This window comes from Candidatus Zixiibacteriota bacterium, assembly GCA_040752595.1.
Lineage (GTDB): Bacteria > Zixibacteria > MSB-5A5 > WJJR01 > WJJR01 > JACQFV01.
The window spans coordinates 39,824-63,773 of sequence record JBFMGX010000011.1; the positions used below are offsets into that span (position 1 = coordinate 39,824).

23 protein-coding genes are annotated in these 23,950 nt (G+C 63.0%); all 23 read left to right on the plus strand.

All coding sequences use genetic code 11. From position 1 onward, the window contains the following. Positions 1-267 precede the first annotated feature (267 nt). The 23 genes from lpxA (at position 268) to lepB (ending at position 23,427) form a co-directional block, all read left to right on the plus strand. Positions 268-1,068, plus strand: a complete 801-nt coding sequence (lpxA, locus tag AB1792_04315) for an acyl-ACP--UDP-N-acetylglucosamine O-acyltransferase (GenBank protein MEW5701435.1) — start codon at positions 268-270, stop codon at positions 1,066-1,068. An 18-nt stretch (positions 1,069-1,086) separates the two neighbouring features. Next, a complete protein-coding gene (locus AB1792_04320) occupies positions 1,087-2,118 on the plus strand; it encodes a Gfo/Idh/MocA family oxidoreductase (GenBank protein MEW5701436.1) in 1,032 nt (343 codons plus the stop codon). 15 nt (positions 2,119-2,133) lie between these two features. After that, complete coding sequence (gene lpxB / locus AB1792_04325; protein ID MEW5701437.1) at positions 2,134-3,279, plus strand: lipid-A-disaccharide synthase; 1,146 nt, start codon at positions 2,134-2,136, stop codon at positions 3,277-3,279. A gap of 205 nt (positions 3,280-3,484) precedes the next feature. Further along, entirely contained in the window at positions 3,485-4,756 is a 1,272-nt protein-coding gene (locus AB1792_04330; protein MEW5701438.1) for a glycosyltransferase N-terminal domain-containing protein, read from the plus strand. Between the two features lie 47 nt (positions 4,757-4,803). Beyond that, the gene (gene lpxK / locus AB1792_04335; GenBank protein MEW5701439.1) at positions 4,804-5,886 is read left to right on the plus strand and encodes a tetraacyldisaccharide 4'-kinase; all 1,083 of its coding nucleotides are present in this window, start codon (positions 4,804-4,806) and stop codon (positions 5,884-5,886) included. A 154-nt stretch (positions 5,887-6,040) separates the two neighbouring features. After that, positions 6,041-7,672 carry an L-aspartate oxidase gene (nadB, locus tag AB1792_04340; GenBank protein ID MEW5701440.1) on the plus strand — a complete coding sequence of 544 codons (1,632 nt, stop codon included), beginning with the start codon at positions 6,041-6,043 and terminating at the stop codon, positions 7,670-7,672. Next, positions 7,669-9,258: a glutamine-hydrolyzing GMP synthase gene (gene guaA / locus AB1792_04345; GenBank protein MEW5701441.1), complete on the plus strand. Its 1,590-nt coding sequence runs from the start codon at positions 7,669-7,671 to the stop codon at positions 9,256-9,258. The genes nadB and guaA overlap by 4 nt, the downstream gene beginning before the upstream one ends. 84 nt (positions 9,259-9,342) lie before the next feature. Continuing rightward, a complete protein-coding gene (locus tag AB1792_04350; protein MEW5701442.1) occupies positions 9,343-9,975 on the plus strand; it encodes a BglII/BstYI family type II restriction endonuclease in 633 nt (210 codons plus the stop codon). Positions 9,976-10,035: 60 nt separating this feature from the next. Continuing rightward, entirely contained in the window at positions 10,036-10,797 is a 762-nt protein-coding gene (locus tag AB1792_04355; GenBank protein MEW5701443.1) for a DpnI domain-containing protein, read from the plus strand. A 354-nt stretch (positions 10,798-11,151) separates the two neighbouring features. Then, complete coding sequence (locus AB1792_04360; GenBank protein ID MEW5701444.1) at positions 11,152-11,394, plus strand: AtpZ/AtpI family protein; 243 nt, start codon at positions 11,152-11,154, stop codon at positions 11,392-11,394. A gap of 18 nt (positions 11,395-11,412) precedes the next feature. Then, positions 11,413-11,817, plus strand: a complete 405-nt coding sequence (locus AB1792_04365) for a hypothetical protein (GenBank protein ID MEW5701445.1) — start codon at positions 11,413-11,415, stop codon at positions 11,815-11,817. Further along, positions 11,817-12,677 carry a F0F1 ATP synthase subunit A gene (gene atpB, locus AB1792_04370; protein ID MEW5701446.1) on the plus strand — a complete coding sequence of 287 codons (861 nt, stop codon included), beginning with the start codon at positions 11,817-11,819 and terminating at the stop codon, positions 12,675-12,677. Before AB1792_04365 ends, atpB begins: the two co-directional genes overlap by 1 nt. A gap of 218 nt (positions 12,678-12,895) precedes the next feature. Further along, a complete protein-coding gene (gene atpE / locus AB1792_04375; protein ID MEW5701447.1) occupies positions 12,896-13,129 on the plus strand; it encodes an ATP synthase F0 subunit C in 234 nt (77 codons plus the stop codon). Between the two features lie 85 nt (positions 13,130-13,214). Then, the gene (gene atpF / locus AB1792_04380) at positions 13,215-13,712 is read left to right on the plus strand and encodes a F0F1 ATP synthase subunit B (protein ID MEW5701448.1); all 498 of its coding nucleotides are present in this window, start codon (positions 13,215-13,217) and stop codon (positions 13,710-13,712) included. Between the two features lie 18 nt (positions 13,713-13,730). Beyond that, the gene (gene atpH, locus AB1792_04385) at positions 13,731-14,288 is read left to right on the plus strand and encodes an ATP synthase F1 subunit delta (protein MEW5701449.1); all 558 of its coding nucleotides are present in this window, start codon (positions 13,731-13,733) and stop codon (positions 14,286-14,288) included. 57 nt (positions 14,289-14,345) lie between these two features. Next, complete coding sequence (gene atpA / locus AB1792_04390) at positions 14,346-15,854, plus strand: F0F1 ATP synthase subunit alpha (protein MEW5701450.1); 1,509 nt, start codon at positions 14,346-14,348, stop codon at positions 15,852-15,854. A 49-nt stretch (positions 15,855-15,903) separates the two neighbouring features. Continuing rightward, positions 15,904-16,764: an ATP synthase F1 subunit gamma gene (gene atpG, locus AB1792_04395; GenBank protein ID MEW5701451.1), complete on the plus strand. Its 861-nt coding sequence runs from the start codon at positions 15,904-15,906 to the stop codon at positions 16,762-16,764. Positions 16,765-16,914: 150 nt separating this feature from the next. Beyond that, the gene (gene atpD, locus AB1792_04400; GenBank protein ID MEW5701452.1) at positions 16,915-18,336 is read left to right on the plus strand and encodes a F0F1 ATP synthase subunit beta; all 1,422 of its coding nucleotides are present in this window, start codon (positions 16,915-16,917) and stop codon (positions 18,334-18,336) included. A 159-nt stretch (positions 18,337-18,495) separates the two neighbouring features. Next, positions 18,496-18,921 (plus strand): F0F1 ATP synthase subunit epsilon, encoded by a 426-nt coding sequence (locus AB1792_04405; protein MEW5701453.1) that lies wholly within the window; start codon positions 18,496-18,498, stop codon positions 18,919-18,921. A gap of 187 nt (positions 18,922-19,108) precedes the next feature. Beyond that, positions 19,109-19,927, plus strand: a complete 819-nt coding sequence (locus tag AB1792_04410; GenBank protein MEW5701454.1) for a peptidylprolyl isomerase — start codon at positions 19,109-19,111, stop codon at positions 19,925-19,927. Between the two features lie 357 nt (positions 19,928-20,284). Continuing rightward, the gene (locus AB1792_04415; protein MEW5701455.1) at positions 20,285-21,463 is read left to right on the plus strand and encodes a 1-deoxy-D-xylulose-5-phosphate reductoisomerase; all 1,179 of its coding nucleotides are present in this window, start codon (positions 20,285-20,287) and stop codon (positions 21,461-21,463) included. Between the two features lie 21 nt (positions 21,464-21,484). Further along, positions 21,485-22,552, plus strand: a complete 1,068-nt coding sequence (gene rseP / locus AB1792_04420; GenBank protein ID MEW5701456.1) for an RIP metalloprotease RseP — start codon at positions 21,485-21,487, stop codon at positions 22,550-22,552. A 137-nt stretch (positions 22,553-22,689) separates the two neighbouring features. Then, a complete protein-coding gene (gene lepB / locus AB1792_04425) occupies positions 22,690-23,427 on the plus strand; it encodes a signal peptidase I (GenBank protein MEW5701457.1) in 738 nt (245 codons plus the stop codon). The last annotated feature ends 523 nt before the right edge of the window (positions 23,428-23,950 follow it).

Below are 23,950 nucleotides of genomic sequence, written 5' to 3' on the forward strand. Positions count from 1 at the left end.
GTCTTGGCGAGACCAGGAGGGTGCTGACAAACCATCCAACACTGTCATTCTGAACCCCGCCGCTCTTCGGCGGGGTGAAGAATCTGCTGTCTTCTGATAGGGGAGGAAAAGCAGATGCTTCGCTTCGCTCAGCATGACAAATCCGCTTTTCGGGCGTTCTGACGTGTCTTTCAGCAGCCTGCCAGGTGAACTGCGTGCAAGGGATTGAAACCCCTTGTTGACGAGATTTGTGAGGTCAAGTCGGTGATAACGGGCCACGTGGCAGGAATGGACAGCGTGCAGACGACGTCACAAGAGACACGGATTCACTCGACAGCAATAGTGGATCCGACGGCGCGTCTGGATGTCGGCGTGACCGTCGAGCCGTACGCTGTCATTGATGGCGATGTCGAGATTGGCGCCGGATCCGTGATCGGTTCGCACGCGCGCATCGCCGCCGGGGCGCGTTTGGGACGCGAGGTCCGCGTTTACGATGCCGCGGCGGTGGGCAATCCGCCCCAGGATCTGAAGTTTGGCGGCGAGCAGACCGAATTGATCGTCGGTGATCGCACGGTGATCCGCGAGTTTGCCACGCTAAATCGCGGCACCAAGGCGAGCGGGCGCACGGTCATCGGCGCCGACTGCCTGATTATGGCCTATGGCCATGTGGCACACGACAACGAGCTTGGGCACCATGTGATCCTTGCCAATGCCGTGCAACTGGGCGGGCATGTTCACATCGGCGATTGGGCGATCATCGGCGGTGGGACCGTCGTCCACCAGTTCTCGAAGATCGGCGCCCATGCAATGGTCGGCGGCGGGTTCCGCGTGACACAGGATGTTGCGCCCTATGTGATCGTCGGTGGCTATCCCCTGAAGACGCTCTCGATCAATCGCATCGGCCTGGAACGTCGCGGCTTCAGCGCCGAGCAGGTCGCCGCCGTCAGCCGGTCCTTCCGCATTCTCTTTCGTTCCGGATTGAACATGACGCAGGCGATGGAAAAGCTGCGCGCCGAGGCACCGGATACTCCGGAAACGCGCTACCTCATCGAGTTCGTCGGCGGTTCCGAGCGCGGGATCGTTCGCTGATCCCGCCGGCGTGTCGGTATGGCATCGCAGCCGACCATCGGTGTCATCGGTGTCGGGCATCTGGGTGCCCACCACGTGCGCCTGCTGGCCGACTCGCCGCTCTGGCATCTGGCCGGGGTGTTTGATATTGATCCAAACAAGAACACCACGGCCGCCGCGCAGTATTCCCTCCCTGTTCTGACGTCGGCCGGGGAGCTGCTGGAGCATTGCGACGCCGTCGTCATCTGCACGCCGACCGATTCCCACTTTGAGTTAGCCCGGCTGGCGATGGAACGGGGACGCCATGTGTTTGTTGAAAAGCCGCTGTGCGCCAGCGACGAGCAGGCAGCGAGGCTGGTCATGTTGGCCGAGCAACATCGCATTATTGGCGTTACTGGGCACATCGAGCGCTTCAATCCCGCGTTCGTCGCCGTGCTGCCGGAGATTGTCCGGCCGCGGTTCATCGAGGCGCACCGGCTCAACCAGTTTTCGCCGCGCGGCCTGGCGACCGACGTCGTCCTCGAACTGATGATCCATGATATTGATCTGGTCCGCAGTCTCGTCGGTGCCGAACCGGTCGAGATCCGCGCCTCGGGCGTGCCCGTCTTGTCGGAAACCGACGACATCGCCAACTGCCGGTTGGCGTTCCCCGATGGTTGCGTCGCCAATCTGACCGCCTCGCGCATCTCGGCGTCGCCGATGCGGAAGTTGCGCGTCTTCTCGACCGACCGCTACACGACCATCGATCTGGCGCAGAAGACTTGTGAGTCCTTTCAGCTCTTTGGACCGGGCGCGGCTCGCGGCGAACGATGGCGGCCCGTGGTCGAGTGGCAGGGGCGCATGATTGCCCGGCGGTCATTCCCGCCTTTGGAGGCGAATGCTCTGGCGGCGGAATTGGAAGACTTCCATCGAGCGATCACAACCGGCGGTGCGCCACGCGTCGATCTGCGCGAAGGCGCCGCGTCCCTGCGTGTGGCTCTAGCGGTGGCGGCCGCCTGCCGCGAGGCGGCGCGCACCGACAACAGCCCCGAAGCGCGAGAGCTCCTGACGACGTCACGCCCCACGGCGTAGACGTGCGGACTTCCCATGCCAAGTCCATCGCTTTGCCTGGTCGCCGGCGAGCCGTCGGGAGACCTGCACGGCGCGCTCCTGATTGCGGCGTTGCGGCGCCGTCATCCGGATTGGCGACTCTGGGGCGTTGGCTCCGACCGGATGGCCGCCGCTGGGTGCGATCTGTGGCAACACTCCCGTGATTGGGCGGTGATGGGATTCGCCGAGGTCCTGCGTTCCCTGCCGCAGTTTCGCCGCCGGCTCCGTCGTCTGCACTCGGAGATCATAAGCCGCCGGCCGGACGGCGTCGTCTTCATCGACTACCCCGGATTCAACCTGCGCCTGGCGCGACGGCTCCGTGGTTCAGAAGTTCGCACACTATACTACATAGTGCCGCAGATCTGGGCCTGGGGCCAGGGACGGATCGAGATCTTCCAGCGTTGCATCGACCGCACGATCGTTGTCTTCCCGTTCGAGCGGGAGTTCTTCGCGGAACGCGGCGTGACGGTCGACTGGGTCGGTCATCCCTTCGTGGACTGGGTCCGTCCCTCAGCGCTGCGGGATGAACTGCGCGCGCGTTTGGGTGTCGGATCGACGGCGACGTTGATGGCGCTCCTCCCGGGGTCGCGCGTCCAGGACTTTGGTCATCACCTACCCGTGTTCATGTCTGCCGCCCAACGGCTCAGGAGCGTCATCCCGGGTTTCCATGCCGTGCTGGGTTTGGCGCCGTCAGTAAAGGCCCAGGCGCCGTCAGGGGCGCTGCGAAACGTGTCGATACCGTCGACCGACGCGATCTATGATCTCATAGCGGCGGCTGATCTGGTTCTGACCAAGACGGGAACGGCAACTGTAGAATGCGCCTTGCTGGGCACTCCCATGGTCTGCGCCTTCCGCACTGGAGCGCTGAATTACGCCATCGGTCGACGACTGGTGCAGGTTCGCTATGCCGCAATGCCCAATCTGATCGCCGGACGACAGGTCGTGCCGGAGTTCATCCAGAAAGCCGCCACGGCGGAGGCGTTGGCCGCTGCGGCCGCGGAATTGCTGACCAGACCCGATGCGGCCGCCCGTCAGCGCGAAGACCTGGCGAATGTCCGCGCCCGACTCGGTTCGCCCGGCGCCGTGGAACGCGCCGCCGATGTCATCGATCAGTGGCTGGAGTCGGTGCCCCGGCACAATTGAGCGCGTGGCCAGCGGTTCGTCGCCATGCGAATCTCGCTTGGGTGGTCCCGGCAGGTTTCACTATCTTCATAGCGTGATAACCGCTCCCATCGGTCCCGCCGTCCGCGACCTCTCTCCTCCGTCGCCAGACGCGTTGCGCGAGCCGATACGCCACGGGTTCTGGGTGCGCCGCCTCACGAATGTCTACTCGCTCGCAGCTTTTGGGATGGCGCCTCTCTCCGCCTGGTGGTTTGGACGGTCAGGCCGTTGGCCGAAAGAGGGAATCCGGCAGCGCCAGGGACGTCAACTACCCCCGATGCCATCCTCCCAGCCGATCTGGATTCACGGCGCCTCGCTCGGTGAGGTGCGCGTCGGTGGCTTCTTCGCCGAGGCACTCCAACGCCATGGTCAGGCGGTCATTGCCTCGGCCATGACCGAGCCGGGGTATTGGTTGTGTCGAGAGGTCCATCGGGAGGATACCGCTTGCTTTCGTCTTCCGTTCGATCTGCCCGGCCCGGTCGGTCGCGCTCTGTCACACTGTCGCCCACGTGCGTTGATCCTCGTCGAAACCGAATGGTGGCCCAATCTGATCCTCGGAGCCGCGGCCTGCGACGTGCCGGTCTTCGTCATCAATGGCCGTGTTTCGCAGCGCGCCTACCGACGCTACCGTCTTCTGTCCCGGTACTGGCGTGCCCTGCTGTCCGGCGTGGAGTTCTTCTATATGCGTTCTGAATCGGATGCGCAGCGATTGGTCTCGTTGGGGGTCGACCACAGGCGAGTGGCCGCGACGGGACTGCTGAAGGTCCTGCCGTCGCCTGATGCGTCGACCGACCCGAGTTCAATACCGCTTGTCTCAGAACACGGGGTGCCCTTGGTCTGGGTCGCCGGATGTACACGACCAGGGGAGGAACCGACCGTGTTGTCTGCCTTCCGCTCGCTGCAGTCCGAGTTCCCCAATCTGCGGTTGTGGTTGGCACCACGGCACCCGGATCGCTTCGATGAAGTCTCCAGGCTGGTGGAGCAGGCCGGATATCGTCCGCTCCGGTGGTCGCAGTGCCAAAAGGAATCGCCGGACCGGACCTGTGCTCCTGTCCTCATCATCGATCAGATCGGGATCTTGGCCGGGCTGTACCGACACGCCCAGGTCGCCTTCGTCGGGGGGAGTCTGAAGCCGTTCGGTGGTCACAATCCTCTCGAACCGGCATTGGCGGGTGCCATGGTCTTCTTCGGTCCGCACATGGACGAACAGCATGACGCCGCGGCCCTGGTGTTGCAGGCAGGTCTGGCCCAACGCGTGTACGATGCGCCTTCTCTGGCGCGTGCCGTTGCTGATGAGTTGCGCTCGTCCCGCTCCCGTGAGCAACGTCAGGCCCAAAGCGACGAGCTCCGCGATCGCCTCCTCCGTGTGCGTGACGACGTCGCGGACGATCTTCTCACCCGACTGGAGGCACTTCCAACTCGGGGGCGACAACAAGCGAGAGGGCATTCGGCCGCGTAGACCGATCGTGTCTTGCTTGAGGACGGGGCGCACGCCGAGTCGTCGTGATGCTGGAATTCCTGACCCGGGCATTTGTGGATTGGAGCGCTGGAGACCGCCGCCTGGCACTCTATTGTTATGGGATATTCGCCCGACCTGCCGGATGGATCTACCGTATGGTTGAGTGGTTTGCCCGATGGCGGCATCGCGGCGGTGTTCTTGCGGGGCCGCATCGCGCGCAGTTGATTGTGGTCTCCTCACCCGTGGCTGGCGGGGTCGGCAAAACGCCGCTTGTCGCCTTCATCGCCGACCGCCTGCAGCAGCAGGGGAGACGCGTGGTGATCGTGACGTTGGGATACGGTCGCACCGGACGGGGGACGGTTGGTCTGGGCGATGCACGCCGCACTGTCGATGTCGCGGAGAGCGGGGACGAGGCTCTGGAACTGCGGCAGCGGACGAACATCCCGGTGCGGGTGGGGGACGAGCCGGCGGATATCGTCGCGGAGTTGGATCGTGACAGCAGGACCGACGCCGTTGTGTTTGATGACGGCGTACGCCGGCGGTGGGAACATGAACGTCGCCTGGCCGTTCTGACCTCCCGCGATCTTGAAGCGCCGGTCCGGTACCTTCCGGATGGGCGCTGGCGCACGACGCCGCGGACCGTGGCGAGGGCCGCGGCTGTCGCCGTCACCGATGCCTTCGACTGCTCCGATTCGGTCCGCGAACACCATCGACGAATCCTGGCCGGTTGGAAATTCACCGGTCCGGTCGGCTGGTTTGCGACGCGTGTCATCGCGTTGAGTCCGATCGTCGGCATGTCCGCCGGCAGCGGAACGGTCCCCTCTGGCCGCCCCTTCGTCTTCTGCGGGTTGGGACAGCCACGGCGCTTTCTCGCCCAAGTCCGCAGTGCTGGTTTCGAACCGGGCGGATTCCACTTCTATACCGACCATCACCGCTACCGGCGAGCGGACGCCGAACAGCTTGACAGGCGACGGAGCAATCGTCAATGCACGTGGTTTCTGACAACGCACAAGGATGCCGTCAAAATCGACCCGGCATGGCTGGGGTCAACGCCGGCGTACTTCCTGCGTATATCGCTCCAACAGGTCGCGGGCGATGACCTGTTCACGACGCTTGCGGGGAACCTGTAGCGGACAGCGCGCAGACCATGGATGAATCTGACACGAACGCGCCTCCGATGACGGAATCAAGTTGTTCTTCCCGGCCCAGTCTGCCAGGTTGGCTGCCTGAGATCGGCTCCCGGATGGTGCCGTTCGGATCGCATCGCCCGCGAATGGAACGTCTATGAACAAGATCCCAAAGAAGGCATCCACGACGTTCGAGACATCAGAAGCGGACTTTCTGGTCATCGGATCCGGAATCGCGGGCTTGTGGGCCGCCCTCCGTCTGGTCGAACATGGCAGCGTCGTCGTTGTGACGAAGAAAGACGAGGCGGAGTCGAATACGAACTACGCCCAGGGAGGGATCGCCGCGGCGGTCTCCCAATGGGATACGGTCGAGGCGCATGTCCGTGACACCATGTCGGTGGGGGCAGGACTGGCACGCGGTCCAATCGTCCGCGCCGTGGTCCGTGCCGGCCCCACGCTGGTTGCGGCGTTGGCCGAAGCCGGTGTTCGCTTCACCTATCGGCAGAGACCGTATCGGCTTCGCAATCTCGATCTGGGTCTGGAGGGCGGCCATTCCATGCCGCGCGTCGTGCACGCCGCTGACCTGACCGGTCAGGAGATCGAGTCGGCCCTCGTCCACGCTCTTTCTGTTCATCCCCGCGCCCTTCTGTTGACACACCACCTCGCCATCGACCTGTTGCATCACGGGACCGGCGTGGCCACGCGTTGTACCGGCGCTTTCGTCTTCGATCGCTACCGTCGTGTGATCAAGTGCATCCATGCGCCGGTGACGATCCTGGCCACCGGCGGTGCCGGTCAGGTCTATCGCCACACGACCAATCCCGACATTGCCACCGGCGACGGCGTGGCGATGGCATACCGCGCCGGCTGCCGTGTCGCGAACATGGAGTTTGTACAATTCCATCCGACCCGGTTGTTCGCTCCGGGGGCGGGACGGTTCTTGATCTCCGAGGCGTTGCGCGGGGCAGGAGGCATCCTCCGCAACAGCCGCGGAGAAGCATTCATGGCGAAGGTCCATCCCCTCGGTGATTTGGCACCCAGGGACGTCGTGGCCAGGGCCATTGTGGCCGAATGCCGTCGCACGAAATCGCGCTCCGCGTTCCTCGACATGACGCACCTGAAACCGGGGTTCCTGCGTCGGCGCTTTCCCAACATCGATCAGCGTTGCCGCCAACTGGGGATCGACATGACGCGCCAACCGATCCCGGTCATCCCGGCGGCGCACTACATGTGCGGTGGCGTGATCACCGACCGTTCCGCTCGGACCGATATGCCGGGGCTGTGGGCTGCCGGCGAAGTGGCCTGCACCGGATTGCACGGTGCCAACCGGCTGGCCTCGAATTCCCTTCTGGAAGCGATGTTCTTCGCCGAAGCCGCGGCCCAATCCGCCGCTCGCTCACGCGCGCACCTCAAACGCCGGCTGACGGCACCAGCCGAAGATGGGCCGCTGCCTTGTGTCGGTCCGATCTCGCGCGATCGCAGGGAATGGGCCTCGCTCCGTGACACGATGTGGAATGATGTCGGCATCATCCGTGACCGCGCCGGATTGACGCGGGCCACGAAGGTGCTCCGGGGGCTGTGTCGCGAAGCCGAGGCGAAATTCCGCCGGCGCGGCGTCAATGCCGACACGATCGAGTATCGCAATGCCACGTTGGTGGGATTGCTGATCGCCCAATCCGCCCTGGCGCGTCGCGAGTCCCGTGGCCTCCACGAGCGCACCGATTGGCCGCGCAGCGACGACGTGCACTGGAAGCACGATACGATCATGGCGCCCGGAGGGCGGCGATGACCGATCATGTTCTGGACACCGCGGCCGGAGACGTCTCCCGGCCCGATGTACACAAGGGGGAGGCGGTTTGGATCCTCGACTTCGGCTCGCAGTACACCCAGTTGATCGCGCGGCGGGTCCGTGAACTCGGCGTCTTCTCCCGTGTCGTCCCCCACACGGTCCGCTACGAAGAGATCGATTGGGATGAGGCCAGGGCGCTCATCTTCTCCGGCGGCCCGGCGTCGGCGACGGCGCCCGATGCGCCGGGCTGCGATGAGCGACTCCTCCGTTCCCCGGTGCCGAAATTGGGGATCTGCTATGGTCTGCAGCTCTACGGCAGGAGCCGCGGTGGTATGCTGGCGCGCTCCCACACGCGCGAGTACGGGCGGGCGCGATTCACTCCCGATCATCACGACCCGCTCTGGGAGGGGCTGCCCGCATCGTTCGATGTCTGGATGAGCCACGGCGACACGTTGACCTCGATCCCGGAGGGAATGCGCATCATCGGGGAGACCGCCTCCGTTCCGGTTGCGGCTGCGACCGATACCGCTGCCAAGTTCTGGGGACTGCAATTCCATCCTGAGGTCGAGCACACGGAGCATGGACGCGACATCCTGCGGACCTTTCTGTATCGCCTGTGCGGTTGTCGCGGCGGCTGGGACGCCGGCGTCTTTGTCGATGAAGCGATTACCGCTGTCCGACGGCAGGTGGGTGAGGGACATGTCATTCTCGGTGTCTCCGGCGGGGTCGATTCCGCCGTCCTTGCGGTGCTGATGCAGCGCGCCATCGGCGATCGCGCCTATCCCGTGCTGATCGACTCTGGTCTGCTCCGCGGCAATGAGACCCGCGAAGTCACCGAAGCGCTGGCCGCGGCGGGAGTCCATGTGCGCGTCGTCGATGCCGCCGATCATTTCCTCCGCGAGTTGGACGGTGTCACCGATCCCGAGGCCAAACGCAAGATCATCGGCCGCGTCTTCATCGAGGAGTTTGAGCGGGAGGCACATCAACTCGGCGCCGTCGAGTTCCTGGCCCAAGGGACGCTCTATCCCGACTGGATCGAAAGCGTCTCCGTGCGGGGACCCTCGGCGGTCATCAAGTCCCACCACAACGTCGGCGGACTGCCGGAGAAGATGCATCTGCGCCTGGTCGAACCGCTCAAGTGGCTCTTCAAAGATGAAGTCCGCGCCGCCGGACGACGTCTCGGCCTGCCCGAGGGTGTTCTCGGACGTCACCCATTCCCAGGACCAGGGTTGGCCGTGCGGATCATCGGTCCGATCCGGCGTCCCGATCTGGATCTCTTGCGCAAAGCCGACCGCATCTTCATCGACGAGCTGCGCCGTGCCGACTGGTACGACCGCATCTGGCAGGCCTTCTGTGTGCTTCTTCCGGTGCAGACCGTCGGCGTGATGGGAGACGAACGCACCTACGAACGCGTCATCGGCCTGCGCGCCGTAATCTCGACCGATGGTATGACCGCCGATTGGGCCGAAATTCCACCGTCGCTCTTGAAGATCATCTCCAACCGCATCATCAATGAAGTCCCCGGCGTCAACCGCGTCGTCTACGACATCTCCTCCAAGCCCCCGGCGACGATCGAATGGGAGTGAGACGAGCGCACCAGATAACTGGAGCTTGCGACGTGCAGCCGAATCATTTTTCTTGCTGGGAGGGAAGGAAGTGATTGACGAATGATGGTATGGCGAGACTACATCCCCGTGGACGTCGCTGACCTGTATGAGGTTCACGACTACCATCATGCGGCGGCGATTCTGTCCAACGAGTTCCCGTCCGAATTCAGGGATGTTTGCACTGTACTGCGCAAGTTCAGGATCACGAGAGAGAACCTGCTTGGGTCTACTGGCTACGAAGGCGCTCGCAGGAAGTTCTCCGATGTACTCGGCCCCCTTGGATGGGGAGAAGCCAGCTTCGATGTCAACCTGGCGGTAGACGGGGCAATCGTAGGACGGAGTCGGCTCACGGTGCAGCACCTCAAAGGGCGCGTTGCGTTCTGCAGCCTTTGGAGTGCAGAGCATATGGCTCCCGAGCGAGACCTGTGCGCTTTCAACAGACTTTTCGCATACGATCAGATCAGCGTTGGTGTTCTCGTCGTTGCAAGTTGTGAGATCGCACCGTGCTTTGAGTCCCTGATAGCACTTGCTGAGCAGTACGATCCCGCTTGCGGCGCGACCACAGCCCCGAGGCTTGGCCCAGACGGGATTCTGGGGTGTTCTTTGGGGCTCCGCTCGGAGTCAAGGAGCGGTTGCCCTGTCTTAGTCGTGTGGACTACACCGAAGTTGCTCCTCCACCAGACAGCATTGTCGTGAGCAGCACTGATCGTCTCTGCTCCCACCGTCAAAGGAGACTCTTCGCTAATGGATCTGACGATGAACCCTCACGTGGCCACAGGCTACAAGAGCGGTTCGCAGATCGCAAGGCGCATGACCGAAGACTGGTGCTTGAGGAATGTCTACTGCGCGGCCTGTGACACCGACCGGCTGGACGCTACCCTCCCGAACACGCGCGCATACGATTTCTCTTGCGGCAGTTGTGGAGCCCGGTATCAGCTGAAGGCAGGCATTCGATGGAATGAGCGCCGTGTTCCCGACGCGGCCTACGATACGATGGTTCAAGCGATCCAGCACGATACGACCCCGAACCTTCTTCTGCTTCAATACACTGCAGCCTGGACCGTCAGGAACCTCATGTTGGTGCCACGCTTCTTCCTGAATCTGTCGTGCATAGAGAAGAGAAAGCCCCTCGGCGCCAGCGCGCGTCGGGCTGGGTGGGTTGGGTGCAATATCTGTCTGACCTCGATTGCCCCGGAGGGGAAACTCCCTGTCGTCGACAGAGGCAGAGTCCTGGATGCCGCCCAGGTCCGGGATATGTATGGTCTGGTGCGTCCCCTGTCTACCCTTACGCCAAAGCGTAGAGGGTGGACGGTGGATGTTCTACGGTGCGTTCACTCCTTGGGCGGCCCGTCATTCGAACTTGCCGACGTGTATGCTTTTGAGTCCCAGATGGCCGCACTCTATCCTGGTAATCGGAACGTGCGTGCGAAGATGAGGCAACAATTGCAGGAGTTGCGTGACATGGGGCTGATCTCTTTCTTGGGGGGCGGACGGTACAGATTCGCTCACTCCCGCTGACAGGGCGCAGATTCAACGCTAGCGACAATTGGTTCGAGGACCTCGTTCCTCCGAGGGACATGGTCCCCTGAGCTCTCGTATCGACGACAGGCGATATCGGGCACCTTGGAATGAAGGGAGATGTCGACCGGGAGTCCGCCACATACCCTCCAAGCCCCCGGCGACAATCGAGTGGGAATGAGCCGCCGAGCGAGATTGTGACAACCTCGGCCGCCGGTGATGAATTTCGGCTTGACTCTCCTGCTGAATTGGAAAAATACTTGTGTTTCGACCCGGTCGGGCTTGCAAGTCTCGTCACAAGATTGCAGACCGGCCGGATGCCGATTGTGGGCCAAGGCCAACGGGGAATGGACGGTGAAGAAACCCGCGGCCGAGAGGGCCGGGCGATCGATGCGGCCCGTCGGTCTGCTGACCGCGATTCCATTCGTGCTCTTGGTTGGGCCGCTGATTGGGTATTTCGTCGGCGACTGGCTGGATCGAAAATGGGGAACTTCCCCGTACCTGATGGTCCTTCTGATTGTTCTGGGATTCGTGGCCGCAGGAAGGGAAGTCTGGGGACTGATCAAGCGCGCCGCGCGCGATCAGGAGAACGAGTGAGACGGTAGCCACGGCGCGATGGACCTGGAGTTTCTGAAGCGGATCGGTCGAACGACAGCAGCGCTGGGAGCGCTGGTTTTCGTTTTTGCCGCCGTCTACTACCGCGTCGATTTCGCGCTCGGCGTGCTCGTCGGCTGCCTTTGGGGCGTCGCGAATTTCGCGGCACTTGCGGGCGTGCTAACCGCCACCATCCGGCCCGGTGGCGTGGATCGGCGGCGCGCGCTGATTCTGGCGACCGTGAAGTTCCCCGCCCTCTACGGAGTCGGCTATCTCATACTCCACAGCGGCTGGTTCGGCCCCATCCCATTGCTGGCCGGTTTTTCCTTGCTGTTTTTCGTGACTTTGCTGAAGGCCTTGGGACGTTTGTATCTGAAACTCGATGAGCGGACATCGACTTCGCCGGCGAAAGCGGTCTCGCGCTGATGTTTTCCCCACTGGCGATCATCGGTCCTCCCCTGCTGGCGACGGTGTCGCACGGCGGCGATCATGCCGCACCCGCCTCCGGGGCGCCGGAATTGCCCAATGTCATCACGCTTCTGTCGGCGCGTCTCCATGAGTCGCCTGTGATCGCGTTTCTCCATCAATGGGAAAACGTGATCTTCGCCTTCGTGGTGGCGATCGGTCTCTCGCTTCTGTCGCGGCTGGCGACACGGCGCATGACCATGGTGCCGCGGCCGCTGCAAAATGTCTTCGAGATGGTCGTGCAGGGGCTCGATGACTTCTTCGCCGGGATTCTCGGGCCGGAGGGACGGCGCTTCACGCCCTTCCTCGGCACGCTCTTCATCTATATCTGGTGCATGAACCTCTTCGGCCTGGTCCCCGGCATGATGTCGCCGACCGGCGGCAAGAACGGGATCAACACGACGATCGCGCTGGCCGTCTGCGTCTTTCTCTATGTCCAGTATGCCGGCATGAAGAAGCTCGGAATCGGCGGCTATGTCGATCATCTCATGGGAACCCCCCGCAGCGTCATCCAGTGGGTGCTTGTCCCTCTGAATCTCCCGGTCCACATCATCGGCGAGCTCGCCAAGCCGTTGTCGCTCTCGTTGCGTCTTTTCGGCAACATCACCGGAGAGGATGTTCTCCTGGCGGCGTTTGTCGGTCTCGGCGTCGCCTGCACGGCGTTCCTGCACATTCCCTTCGGCGTACCGCTGGAGTTGCCGTTCATCTTCCTGGCGTTGCTGACCGGAACAATACAGGCCTTGGTCTTCACATTGCTGTCCACCGTCTATTTCTCGATGATGGTGAGCGGCCACGAGGAGCACGAAGGGCACGAACACTGACAGGGTAATGGACAGCATGTATCTTGTGCATCGACACCATCACTGCTGTCATCCTGAGCGACTCGTCCCGAGCGAAGCCGAGGGAAGCGATGGATCTGCCGTTCTTCCGGCTGTGAAAACGCAACGGGACACCTGTGCCGGTCATAGTGTTCTGTGGGATTGCAGATAGTGTGATTGTTTGTATAACGCTGGTTCAAAGCAGAAAGAGGAGAGGCACAATGGACTTCAAGACCGCACTGTCGTTTGCCCTGCCATTCGGTCTCGCCCTGGCGGCCATCGGGTCGGGCCTGGGGTTGGGGCGCGCCGTCGCGGCGGCGATGGATGCCATGGGACGCCAGCCGGAGGCCGCCGGCAAGATCCAGACCGGCATGATCATCGGCTGCGCCCTGATTGAAGCGCTCACCATCTACGCGCTGGTGGCGTTCTTCATCCTCCAGGGGCGAATCGTCTGATTGTCGGCGATCGTGACGCGTGCTCGGGTCGTGGTCCGGTCCGGGCGGCGGTGCCGTGGACCGGGCCCGGGAGAGCAGAGGCACCATGAACGTTGATATTCAGCAGATCATCACTCATATCATCGGCTTTCTGATTGCGCTGTGGATTCTCCGGCGGTATGCGTGGAAGCCGCTGTTGGGGATTCTCGAACAGCGGCGGCAGAAGATCCAATCCGACTTCGATGCCGCCGCCGAGAAACGCCGCGAGGCCGAGGCCGCCGCGGCAGAGTACGCGGCGCACCTCAGGGACATCGAGGCCGAGGCGAGGGCCAAGGTCCAGGAGGCGATCGCCGATGGCCGTCGGATCGCCGGCGAAATCCGCGAGGAGGCCCGGGCCGAGGCCCACAAGATCATCGACAAGGGCCGCGCCGATCTGCAGCAGGAACTGGCCAAGGCGCAGGTCGCGCTGAAGGAACAGATCGTCGGCATGACGATCACCGCCGCGGAGCGGGTCATCCGACGCTCGCTGGACGAGGAAGGCCACCGTCGGCTGGTGGCCGGTTTCATCAATGAACTGGAGCAGCAGAGCTCGCGCCCGGCGTGATGCACGCGGACGAGTTTGATGATCATGGAGTCACGGGTCGCCAAGAAATACGGCACGGCGCTGTTCGCGTTGGCGCAATCGCGCGGCATCGCTCAGTCCGTGTGGAATGATCTGGTGGTGCTTGGCGACATCCTCCGGGAGGACCCGCAGCTCATGCGCATTTGGGCGGCGCCGCAGATTCCCGATCAAGACAAACAGAACCTGGCGCGCGACCTGCTGGCCAACGCCGAACCGACGGTCATGAACTCCGTCCTGTTCGTCATCGACAAACGGCGCACCGCCGACCTGCCCGGAATCATCGCCTTCTATGGCCGGCTTCTGGATGAATCGCAGGGCGTCGTCGAGGCGACAATCACCAGCGCCGTCCCGTTGCAGGACGATGAGGTGCAGCGCATTCTGGCGCATCTGGCGACACTCACCGGCAAACGGGTCCGCCACGAACTCGTCGTCGATCCGACCATTCTCGGCGGTGTTGTGATCATCGTCGGTGGGGAGATCATCGATCACTCGGTGCGGCATGACTTGACACGGCTGCGCGACGCCCTGCAGGCCCTGAAGGTCCACGCGGCGGCGTGAGATGTCACGCATCTTGGCGCTGTTATTAATGCCGTATAGTAAGGGAGAATATAAACGATGGCGTTGAAACCGGAAGAAGTCTCATCCGTCATTGCCCGCGAGATCGGCCAATATCAGGGTCGGCTCGAAATGGAATCGGTCGGCACCGTGCTCCAGGTCGGCGATGGCATCGCGCGCGTTTGGGGCTTGCAGGATGCGATGATGTCGGAGCTGGTCAGTTTCCCCGGCGACATCATCGGCTTGATCCTCAACCTGGAGGAGGACAACGTCGGCTGCGCGATCTTTGGTTCCGACCGCAACATCAAAGAAGGCGACACGGTTCGCCGGACCGGGCGCGTCGCTTCGGTGCCGGTGGGCGATGCCCTGATCGGTCGTGTCGTGAACCCCCTCGGGCAGCCGCTCGATGGTGCCGGGCCGATTGTCACCGATCGTTTCCGACCGCTCGAAGGTCATGCTCCCAGCGTCGTGGAGCGCCAGCCGGTCAAAGAGCCGGTGCAGACCGGACTCAAGGCGATCGATTCGATGATCCCGATCGGGCGTGGCCAGCGCGAGTTGATCATCGGCGACCGTCAGATCGGCAAGACCGCCATTGCCGTGGATATGATCATCAATCAGAAGGGGACAGACCTCTTCTGTATCTATGTCGCGATCGGCCAGAAATCCTCGACCGTCGCACAGGTCGTGGAGACATTCCGCAAGCATGGCGCCATGGAGTACACGACCGTCGTCGTCGCCTCGGCGACCGACCCGGCGCCGCTGCAATTCATCGCCCCGTATGCCGGCGCCGCGATGGGCGAGGAGTTTCTGCACAGCAAGCGCCATGTCGTCTGCGTCTACGACGATCTGTCGAAGCATGCGACGGCCTACCGCCAGTTGGCGTTGCTCTTGCGTCGCCCGCCGGGACGCGAGGCCTTCCCCGGTGACATCTTCTATCTGCACTCGCGGCTGTTGGAGCGCGCTGCCAAGCTGAATGATGAGAAGGGCGGTGGCTCGCTCACAGCGCTGCCGATCATCGAGACGCAGGCCGGGGACGTGACCGCCTACATTCCCACGAACGTCATCTCGATTACGGATGGGCAGATCTATCTCGAGGGCGACTTGTTCTACTCCGGCGTGCGTCCGGCGGTCAATGTGGGTCTGTCGGTGTCGCGCGTCGGCGGTAATGCGCAGACCAAGGCGATGAAGAAGGTCGCTGGTTCGCTGCGTCTCGATCTGGCGCAGTACCGGGCCCTGGCGGCGTTCGCCCAGTTCGGGTCCGATCTCGATGAAGCGACCCGCCGCCAACTCACGCGCGGCGAGCGCATGGTCGAGCTGCTCAAGCAGGATCAATATGTCCCGGTGGCGGTCGAGGATCAGGTGATGGTGATTTGGGCCGGGACGCACGGGTTCTTGGATGATCTCCCCGTGGCGGCCGTGCGCAAGTTCGAACGCGAGTTCCAGGAGTTCATGCACAAAGAGTATCCCGATGTCGGCCACACCATCAGATCCAAGGGGCAATTGACCGACGATCTCGACGCCAAGCTGAAGGAGGCGTGCGCGAAGTTCCGCAAGGCCTTCGTCGCCTGATCTGATTGGGAGGGCGACGCTCCTGCGGAGCCGCCTTCCATATTGAATCATGCCCTCGTTACGCGACATCAAACGCCGGATCCGCACGGTCAATTCGACCCAGCAGATCACCAAGGCCATGGAGATGGTGGCGGCCGCCAAGTTGCGGAAGGCGCAACAGCGTGCCGAGCGGGCCCGGCCGTACGCCCGCAAGCTGGAGCTCATTCTCACCAATCTGGCACGGGCGACGCAGGGCGGTGCGACACCACATCCCTACTTCGATGTCCGCCCGGTCCGGAAGACCACCATCGTGCTGGTGACCGCCGACCGCGGCTTGTGCGGGTCGTTCAACGCCAACCTGATTCGCCGCACCTGGCAGTTGCTCGGTGAATACGACACACAGAGCGCAGAATTGGTGTTGATCGGCAAGCGCGGTCACACCTGGTTCCGGAAACGCGGCTTCCCGATTGTCGCCGCCCACCTCGACTTCGGCGGCAACCTCGACTTCGCGCGCGTGCGCCGGATCTCATCGGAGTTGACGCAACGATTCACCGGCGGCCAAACCGATGCGATCCACCTGGTCTATGCCCGTTTCCTGTCGATCGCCCGCTCGGAGGTGACGGTGGCCCGTTTCCTCCCGATTGCGACGTCTGAGGCGCAGGTGGGAGCCGCGGCCGACTACATCTTCGAGCCCGATCCGGCATCGATCTACAATGACTTGATGCCGCGCTACGCCACCACGGTGATTCAGACCGCGCTGGCCGAGTCGTTCGCCGCCGAGCATGCGGCGCGCATGCTCGCCATGGGGGCGGCGACCAAGTCGGCGGGCGAGATGATCGACGCGTTGACGTTGCAGTACAACAAGGCGCGCCAGAGCGCCATCACCAAGGAGTTGTTGGATATCGTCGGCGGCGCCAATGCGGTGCAATAGATGTTGCTGGCGGGCGTTGTGTGTTCTGGATTGGATGCAATGACAATGGCCTTCCGGATCGGTCAACAAGGGGCTTAAGCCCCTTGCCCGCGCTTTGTTGCGGCGTCGGGAGATTGACTGGATCTGTAGGTTGCGTACAAGGGAGATAGGATGGCGGAAGCAAACTGGGGCAAAGTCGTGCAGGTCATCGGTCCAACAGTCGATTGTGAGTTCCATTCCGACCGTCTGCCGAACCTTCTCAACGCGATTAAGATCGCCGACAAGGAGCGGGGCATCGATCTCACGGTCGAAGTGTCGATGCATATCGGCGATAATCTCGTCCGTTGTGTGGCGTTGGCTTCGACCGACGGCCTGGTGCGCGGCATGCCGGCACTCGACACCGGCGGCCCGATCGCCGTCCCCGTGGGACCGCACTGCCTCGGCCGCGTTTTCAATCTCCTCGGTGCGCCGATCGACGGCAAGGGGCCATTGACCGGCGACACCGGGCGCCGCGATCCGATCCATCGCCCTGCGCCCTCGCTGGCCGACCAGGCCACGGAAACGGCGATCCTCGAAACCGGCATCAAGGTTATCGATTTGTTGGAACCCTACCCCAAGGGCGGCAAGGTCGGTCTCTTCGGTGGCGCCGGCGTCGGCAAGACCGTCATCATCCAGGAGTTGATCCGCAACATCGCCACCGAGCATGGCGGCTTCTCGGTCTTCTGCGGCGTCGGTGAACGCACCCGCGAGGGCAATGATCTCTATCTGGAAATGACTGCCTCAGGCGTGATCAAGAAGACGGTGATGGTCTTTGGCCAGATGAACGAGCCACCGGGCGCGCGTCTGCGGGTTGGGCTGGCCGGCCTGACCATGGCCGAGTACTTCCGTGATGAAGAGCATCAGGATGTGCTGATCTTCATCGACAACATCTTTCGCTTTGTGCAGGCCGGCTCCGAGGTCTCGGCGCTCCTCGGGCGCATGCCCTCCGCGGTCGGATACCAGCCGACACTGGGCACCGAAATGGGCGCTCTGCAGGAACGGATCACATCGACCAAGTCCGGATCGATCACCTCGGTGCAGGCGATCTATGTCCCCGCCGATGACCTGACCGATCCGGCGCCGGCGACGACCTTCTCGCACTTGGATGCCACCACCGTGCTGTCGCGACAGATCGCCGAGCTGGGGCTCTACCCGGCGGTCGACCCCCTCGATTCGACCTCGCGCATTCTCGACCCGCACATCGTCGGAGAGCGGCACTATCAGGTTGCCCGTGGGGTGCAGCGGATTCTCCAGCGCTACAAGGACCTGCAGGACATCATCGCCATCCTGGGGATGGAGGAACTGTCTGAGGAAGACAAGGTGATCGTCTCCCGTGCCCGACGCATCCAGCGCTTCCTGTCGCAGCCGTTCTTCGTCGCCGAGGCGTTCACCAACACCGCGGGGCGCTATGCAAAACTGGAGGACACGATCAAGGGGTTCGAGGAGTTGATCGGCGGCAAGTACGACGATGTCCCCGAGCAGGCCTTTGTCATGGTGGGGACGATCGAAGAGGCGCTGGAACGCGCCGAGCGGATGAAGTCCGAGGCCGCCTGAACGGTTGAGCTCCCCGCTTGAGGCAGGGCTTGAGGCGTAGTGAATCGCAATGGCCATCGACCTCCGGTTGTCATCCCGGGCGAAGCGAGGGATCTGCTGTTCGTCTTAAACGCTCGTATCGCAACATGACATTGAGGGTGTCAACCGGTCCCTGAGGATATGTCCAAGTTCCATCTCTCCATCGTCACGCCACAGGAAACGGTCTTCGACGAGACCGTCGCCTCGATCATTGTCCCCGGCGCCAAAGGGTACCTCGGTGTCTTGGCGCACCATGCCCCCTTGATCACCCCTCTCCAGCCGGGCAAGATCACCATCACCCTGCCTGAGGGCGCCGAGTTGATCCTGGCGGTTTCCGGCGGGTTTCTGGAAGTCGCCGACAATCGCGCGACGATCCTCGCCGATGCCGCCGAACAGGCCGACAAGATCGACCGCGATCGTGCCCTGCGTGCCCTCGAACGCGCCCGCGACCGCCTGCACAACCACAGGCAGTACGAAGGCCTCGACCTCGACCGCGCCACCGCCGCCTTCCGCCGCGCCCAAAACCGGGTGCGAATCGCGGACAGCATCCTGGTGGACAGGTCGTGACGGCTGTGTGCGAGCCAGTAGTCACGTCAGTAGATGTGTCGTAACGGGCTTTGCCCCAGCAGGTTCGGGCGGCCTTGCTGCATGGGATCTAACGCCGTTGGCGGGCGTAGAATGCAGTTGCGTGCGCCGGTCTGTAGGCGTTTATTCCTGCGATTCCAATGCAAGGAACTCAAGGGAGGATGAGTTGATGAAGACAATGCGAAACGTCATGTCATGTTGGCCCACTGTACTCGGGATGCTGTTCGTCATCGGTTTGTGGGCGGCTCCCGTGGCGATGGGTCAGCAACAGATGCCAGACTCGATGAAGGCGGCGGCTGACTCCGCCGCTCCGGCCAGGTCTGTGGAACCGGCGAAGGCCGACTCGGCGACCAAGGAACCCGCCGCGACGACACCGGCAGCGAAGCCGGAAGAGCAACCGAAGCTGGAAGAAAAACCCAAAGCGGAAGAGCAGCCCAAAGCGGAAGAGAAGCCCAAGACGGAGGCCGCACCGGTGGATCCCAAAGCACCCTACAAGTCCGTGACCTTCGCCAAGGGCGAGAAACCGCGTATCGTGATGGAGACGACGCAGGGGAAGATCGTTATCGAGTTATGGCCGGATGTGGCCCTCAAGCATTGCCAGAGCTTCGCCTATCTGACGGAGAAGGGCTACTTCGACTCGCTCACCTTCCACCGTGTCGTGCCCGGGTTTGTCATTCAGGGCGGCGATCCCAAGGGGAACGGCACCGGCGGGCCGGGATACACGGTCCCGGCGGAGTTTTCCCAGACGCTGTTGCACGAGGATGGCATCCTGTCGATGGCCCGCCGCGGCGATGATATCAACTCGGCCGGCTCACAGTTCTTCATCTGCTTGGGACGACTGCCTTCTCTCGACAAGCAGTACACGATCTTCGGCAAGGTGGTCGAAGGTCTCGACGTCGTTCACAAGATCGAGAAGGTCCCGGTGCAGGGTGAACGACCTGTCACCCCGGTCGTCATGACCAAGGTTTCCCTCGAGCAGAAGGATTGAGTTCAGCCATGAGCAGTCGGAGGCGGGTCTGCATACAGCACGACCCGCCTCTGTTTTTCGGAGGCACGATTTCCTGACAGATCGCTGGATGTCTGCCGTCGTGTCAGGTGCACAGGGCCCCTAGCCCACAGTCCGATAGTGGAAGAGCATCCCTCACCCGTCCGGGGGAGGTCAACGTATAACCTCTCCCTCCGGGAGAGGTCGCGCGGCCCTTCAGGGTCGCGCGGGTGAGGGAGTTTCGGGCGAGTCCAATCTCTCCCTCCGGCAGTGTCCCGAACGGAGTGAGGGAGAGAAGTTAATCCGCCTCGGCGGATCGGTCGAGGGGTTGGCAGGCGGGTTAGGACCGAACGGCGAGAGATGGCCACACCCAAGCCCATCGGCATCATCGGTTCCACCGGTTCGATTGGTGAAAGCACGCTGCGGGTCGTCGACCGCCATCGCGACCGGCTACGCGTGGTTGCCTTGGCGGCAGGGCGCAATGTTGCCCGCCTGGCCGAGCAGGCCGAGCGCTACCGGCCCGAGGCCGTGGCCGTAGCCGATGCAAAGTGCGTCGATGAGCTGCGCGCTCGACTGCGCGGCAAACTCGCGACCGAAATCCTCGCAGGCGGGGAAGGGATCGCCGCCATCGCCGCTTGGACCGGCGTGGCGACCGTCGTGGTGGCTGTCGTCGGGTTCGCGGGCGTGCGACCCACCCTGGCCGCGATCACCGCCGGGAAAAACGTCGCTCTGGCCAACAAAGAGACGCTCGTCGCTGCCGGTGCCGTCGTCATGCCTTTGGCCAGGAAGCACGGCGCTGCGATCTCTCCGATCGATTCGGAACACAGCGCCATCTGGCAGTGTTTACGGGCCGGGCGGCGGGAAGAAGTCAGGCGCCTGATCCTGACCGCCTCGGGGGGGCCTTTTCGCACCCGACCTCTATCCACGTTCGGCCAGATCACCCCGGACGAGGCGCTGGCGCATCCGACCTGGTCCATGGGGCCGCGGATCACGATTGACTCGGCGACAATGATGAACAAGGGTTTCGAAATCCTGGAAGCATCGTGGCTGTTCGATGTCGACCCGGCCTGCGTCGACGTTGTGATCCATCCCCAGTCCATTGTGCATTCGCTGGTCGAGTTCCACGATGGCTCATCGGTGGCCCAGATGGGGGTCCCCGACATGACGCTGCCCATTGCCTATGCGCTGTTTGCGCCGGAGCGTGTCGAGTCAGCGCCCGACCTGCACCCGTTTGATTTGGCGTCATCGGGTCCTCTGGAGTTCATGCCCCCGGAAGCGGAACGATACCCGGCCCTCGACCTGGCGCGCCGGGCGGGAATTGTTGGTGGGACCGCCGGGGCGGTGCTCAATGCCGCCGATGAGGTTGCCGTCGCCGCCTTCCTCGACCACCGCCTTCCGTTCACCGGCATTGTGTCTCTGGTCCAGGCAGTACTCGATGAGCATGATGTTGTTTTCGACCCCGGCTTTGACGATATAGTGTCCGCGGATCGCTGGGCGCGTGCCCGAGCGGAGCAACATCTCGGCATGTCGCGTCGCTGAGGCCGCCTGCGAGGAGTCGGATTGACTACGACCATTCTCTCAACTGTTCTGGTTCTCGGTGTCCTGATCTTCGTCCACGAGCTCGGGCATTTCCTCGTGGCCAAGTGGGCCGGAATCAGAGTCGAGCGCTTCTCGCTGGGATTTCCCCCGAAATTGATCGGCAAGACCGTCGGCGAGACCGAGTACTGCATCTCCTGGGTGCCATTGGGCGGCTATGTCAAGATGGCGGGTGAGAACCCGGAGGATGGCGAGCCGACCGGGGACCCGCGCGAGTTCATGGCCAAGTCGGTCGGCACCAGGGCCCTGGTGATACTCGCGGGCCCGGTGATGAACTTCGTGACTGCCATCATCCTCTTCGCCGCCGTGTTCATGATCTGGGGTCGCCCGGTTGTCGACCCGGACCATGTCGTCGTGGGCCCTGTCATGGCCGATTCCCCGGCCCAGCAGGCGGGCATCGCACCCGGCGACATCATTGTGGCGGTCGATCACCATCCCGTCTCCTCGTTCGAGGAGATGGCGCGGATGATTCACGCCCGTCCCGGCGATACGGTCGACATCGTCTGGAAACGCGGCGATGATCTCTACTCGGCGCTCGTGCGCTCAGCCGTCGATACCGTCCAGACCACCGCCGGCACCGACAGCGTCGTGGGGCGCATCGGTGTTGGACTGGGATACGGCACGGAGCGCCTCTATCCCTGGACCGCCACCGTCGCCGCCGTGGGGCAGACCCTCGACATTACCAGAGAGATGTTCCGCTTCCTCGGCGGGCTGCTGTCCGGGCATGTCTCGATCAAGATGGTCTCCGGTCCGGTCGGCATCGCCAAGATTGCCGGCGATGTGGCGCGTGAGGGGTTGAACGTGTTGCTCGGCTTCATGGCGCTTCTCTCGGTCAACTTGGCGATTCTCAATGTTCTGCCGATCCCGATTCTCGACGGTGGCCACTTGGTCTTTCTGGTGGCCGAGAAGTTGCGGGGGCGGCCGTTGACCTTGCGGCAGCGCGCCATCGCCCAACAGGTCGGCCTGGCTCTGCTGTTACTCCTGATCGTGACCGTGACCTACCACGATGTCCTGCGTCTCTTCCGTGGGTGACGGCGCGCCACGTTGTTCTGAACTCTCACCCTCATGGCAGCGTATGATTCACTGAACATGTCCGTCGACGGGCAAAAGACGGGCCTGACGGAAGAGTCTCTGCCCATCAATGACAGCAGGGGATACGGGGAGGATCAGTGAAGAGTCGGGGTCAAGAACCGTCGCTGGATCAGAGGACACGACCCGGTGGGCCGCTGCACGTGATCTGGGAGTATGCCAAGTCGCTGGTCATCGCCTTCCTGCTGGCGATCGTAATCAAGACCTCCATCGTCGAGGCCTACAAGATCCCCTCCGGATCGATGGAGGACACGCTGTTGGTCGGCGATTTCCTTCTGGCCAACAAATTCCTCTATGGCTCGCACCTGCCCCTGATCGATTACCGTCTGCCCGCCATACGCGACCCCAAGCCGGGCGACGTCGTCATCTTCAAGTTTCCCAACGACCCCTCGGTTAACTACATCAAGCGCTGTGTCGCGGTCGGCGGCCAGACCGTGGAGATTCGCAACAAGCGCTTGTATGTCGATGGCGAGTTTGTACCGCTCCCGTCCAATGGGAAGTTCACCAATGGCGAGCAGGTCGAGCCCGGCGCCCGTAGCGCCCGCGATAATTTCGGCCCCTTCAAAGTCCCCGAGGGCAGTTTCTTCATGATGGGGGACAACCGCGACAACTCCTATGATTCGCGCTTCTGGGGACCGGTGCCGCGCGATTTGATCCAGGGCAAGGCCATGGTGATCCACTGGTCGTGGGGCACCGACCCGAAGTCGCCGCAGTGGTCTTGGAGCGATCCTGTCTCGGTGGGGCAGGCCTTCCTCTACAACGCCGCCCATTTTGTCAGCCGCGTGCGCTGGAGCCGTCTCGGCGACATCATCCATTGACGCGTCTCCTTCGTCTTGTGTAGGGTGGGTGCTCTGCACCCACCGGGTGCTGATCCTGCTCTTGGTACCCCACCCGAAGGGTGGAGTTCTTCTCGCATGGCACCAGTGCCCCTACCGATCATTCCGCGTGATGCAGGAGGACAAGGGGCTTCAGCCCCTTGAATGCAGCTCGAACAACGACACGCGGACAGGGGGCTTTCAGCCCCCTGAAGGTGGGTGCAAAGCAACCACCCTACGGGCACGGCCCCTCGACTCCGCTCGTGATCTCCGACACGCCGTGCCCCTACCAATCCTGCCTTTGGTGCCCCACCCGAAGGGTGGGATTCTTTGCGCGAGGCAGTCCGTTCCCTACCGATGCGATGTGGGATGTGTGCCCGCGATCTTGGATCGCGGATGCGGGCACGGCACGCCGTGCCCCTTGTATGTCGTTTCCGGTGTATTTTGTGAATGGTGGTTTTGTGGGCGTGACAGACCGTGTGCCCCTTGGGTATGGAACTCGTGTTGTAGCGAGGTCGTCACGCCA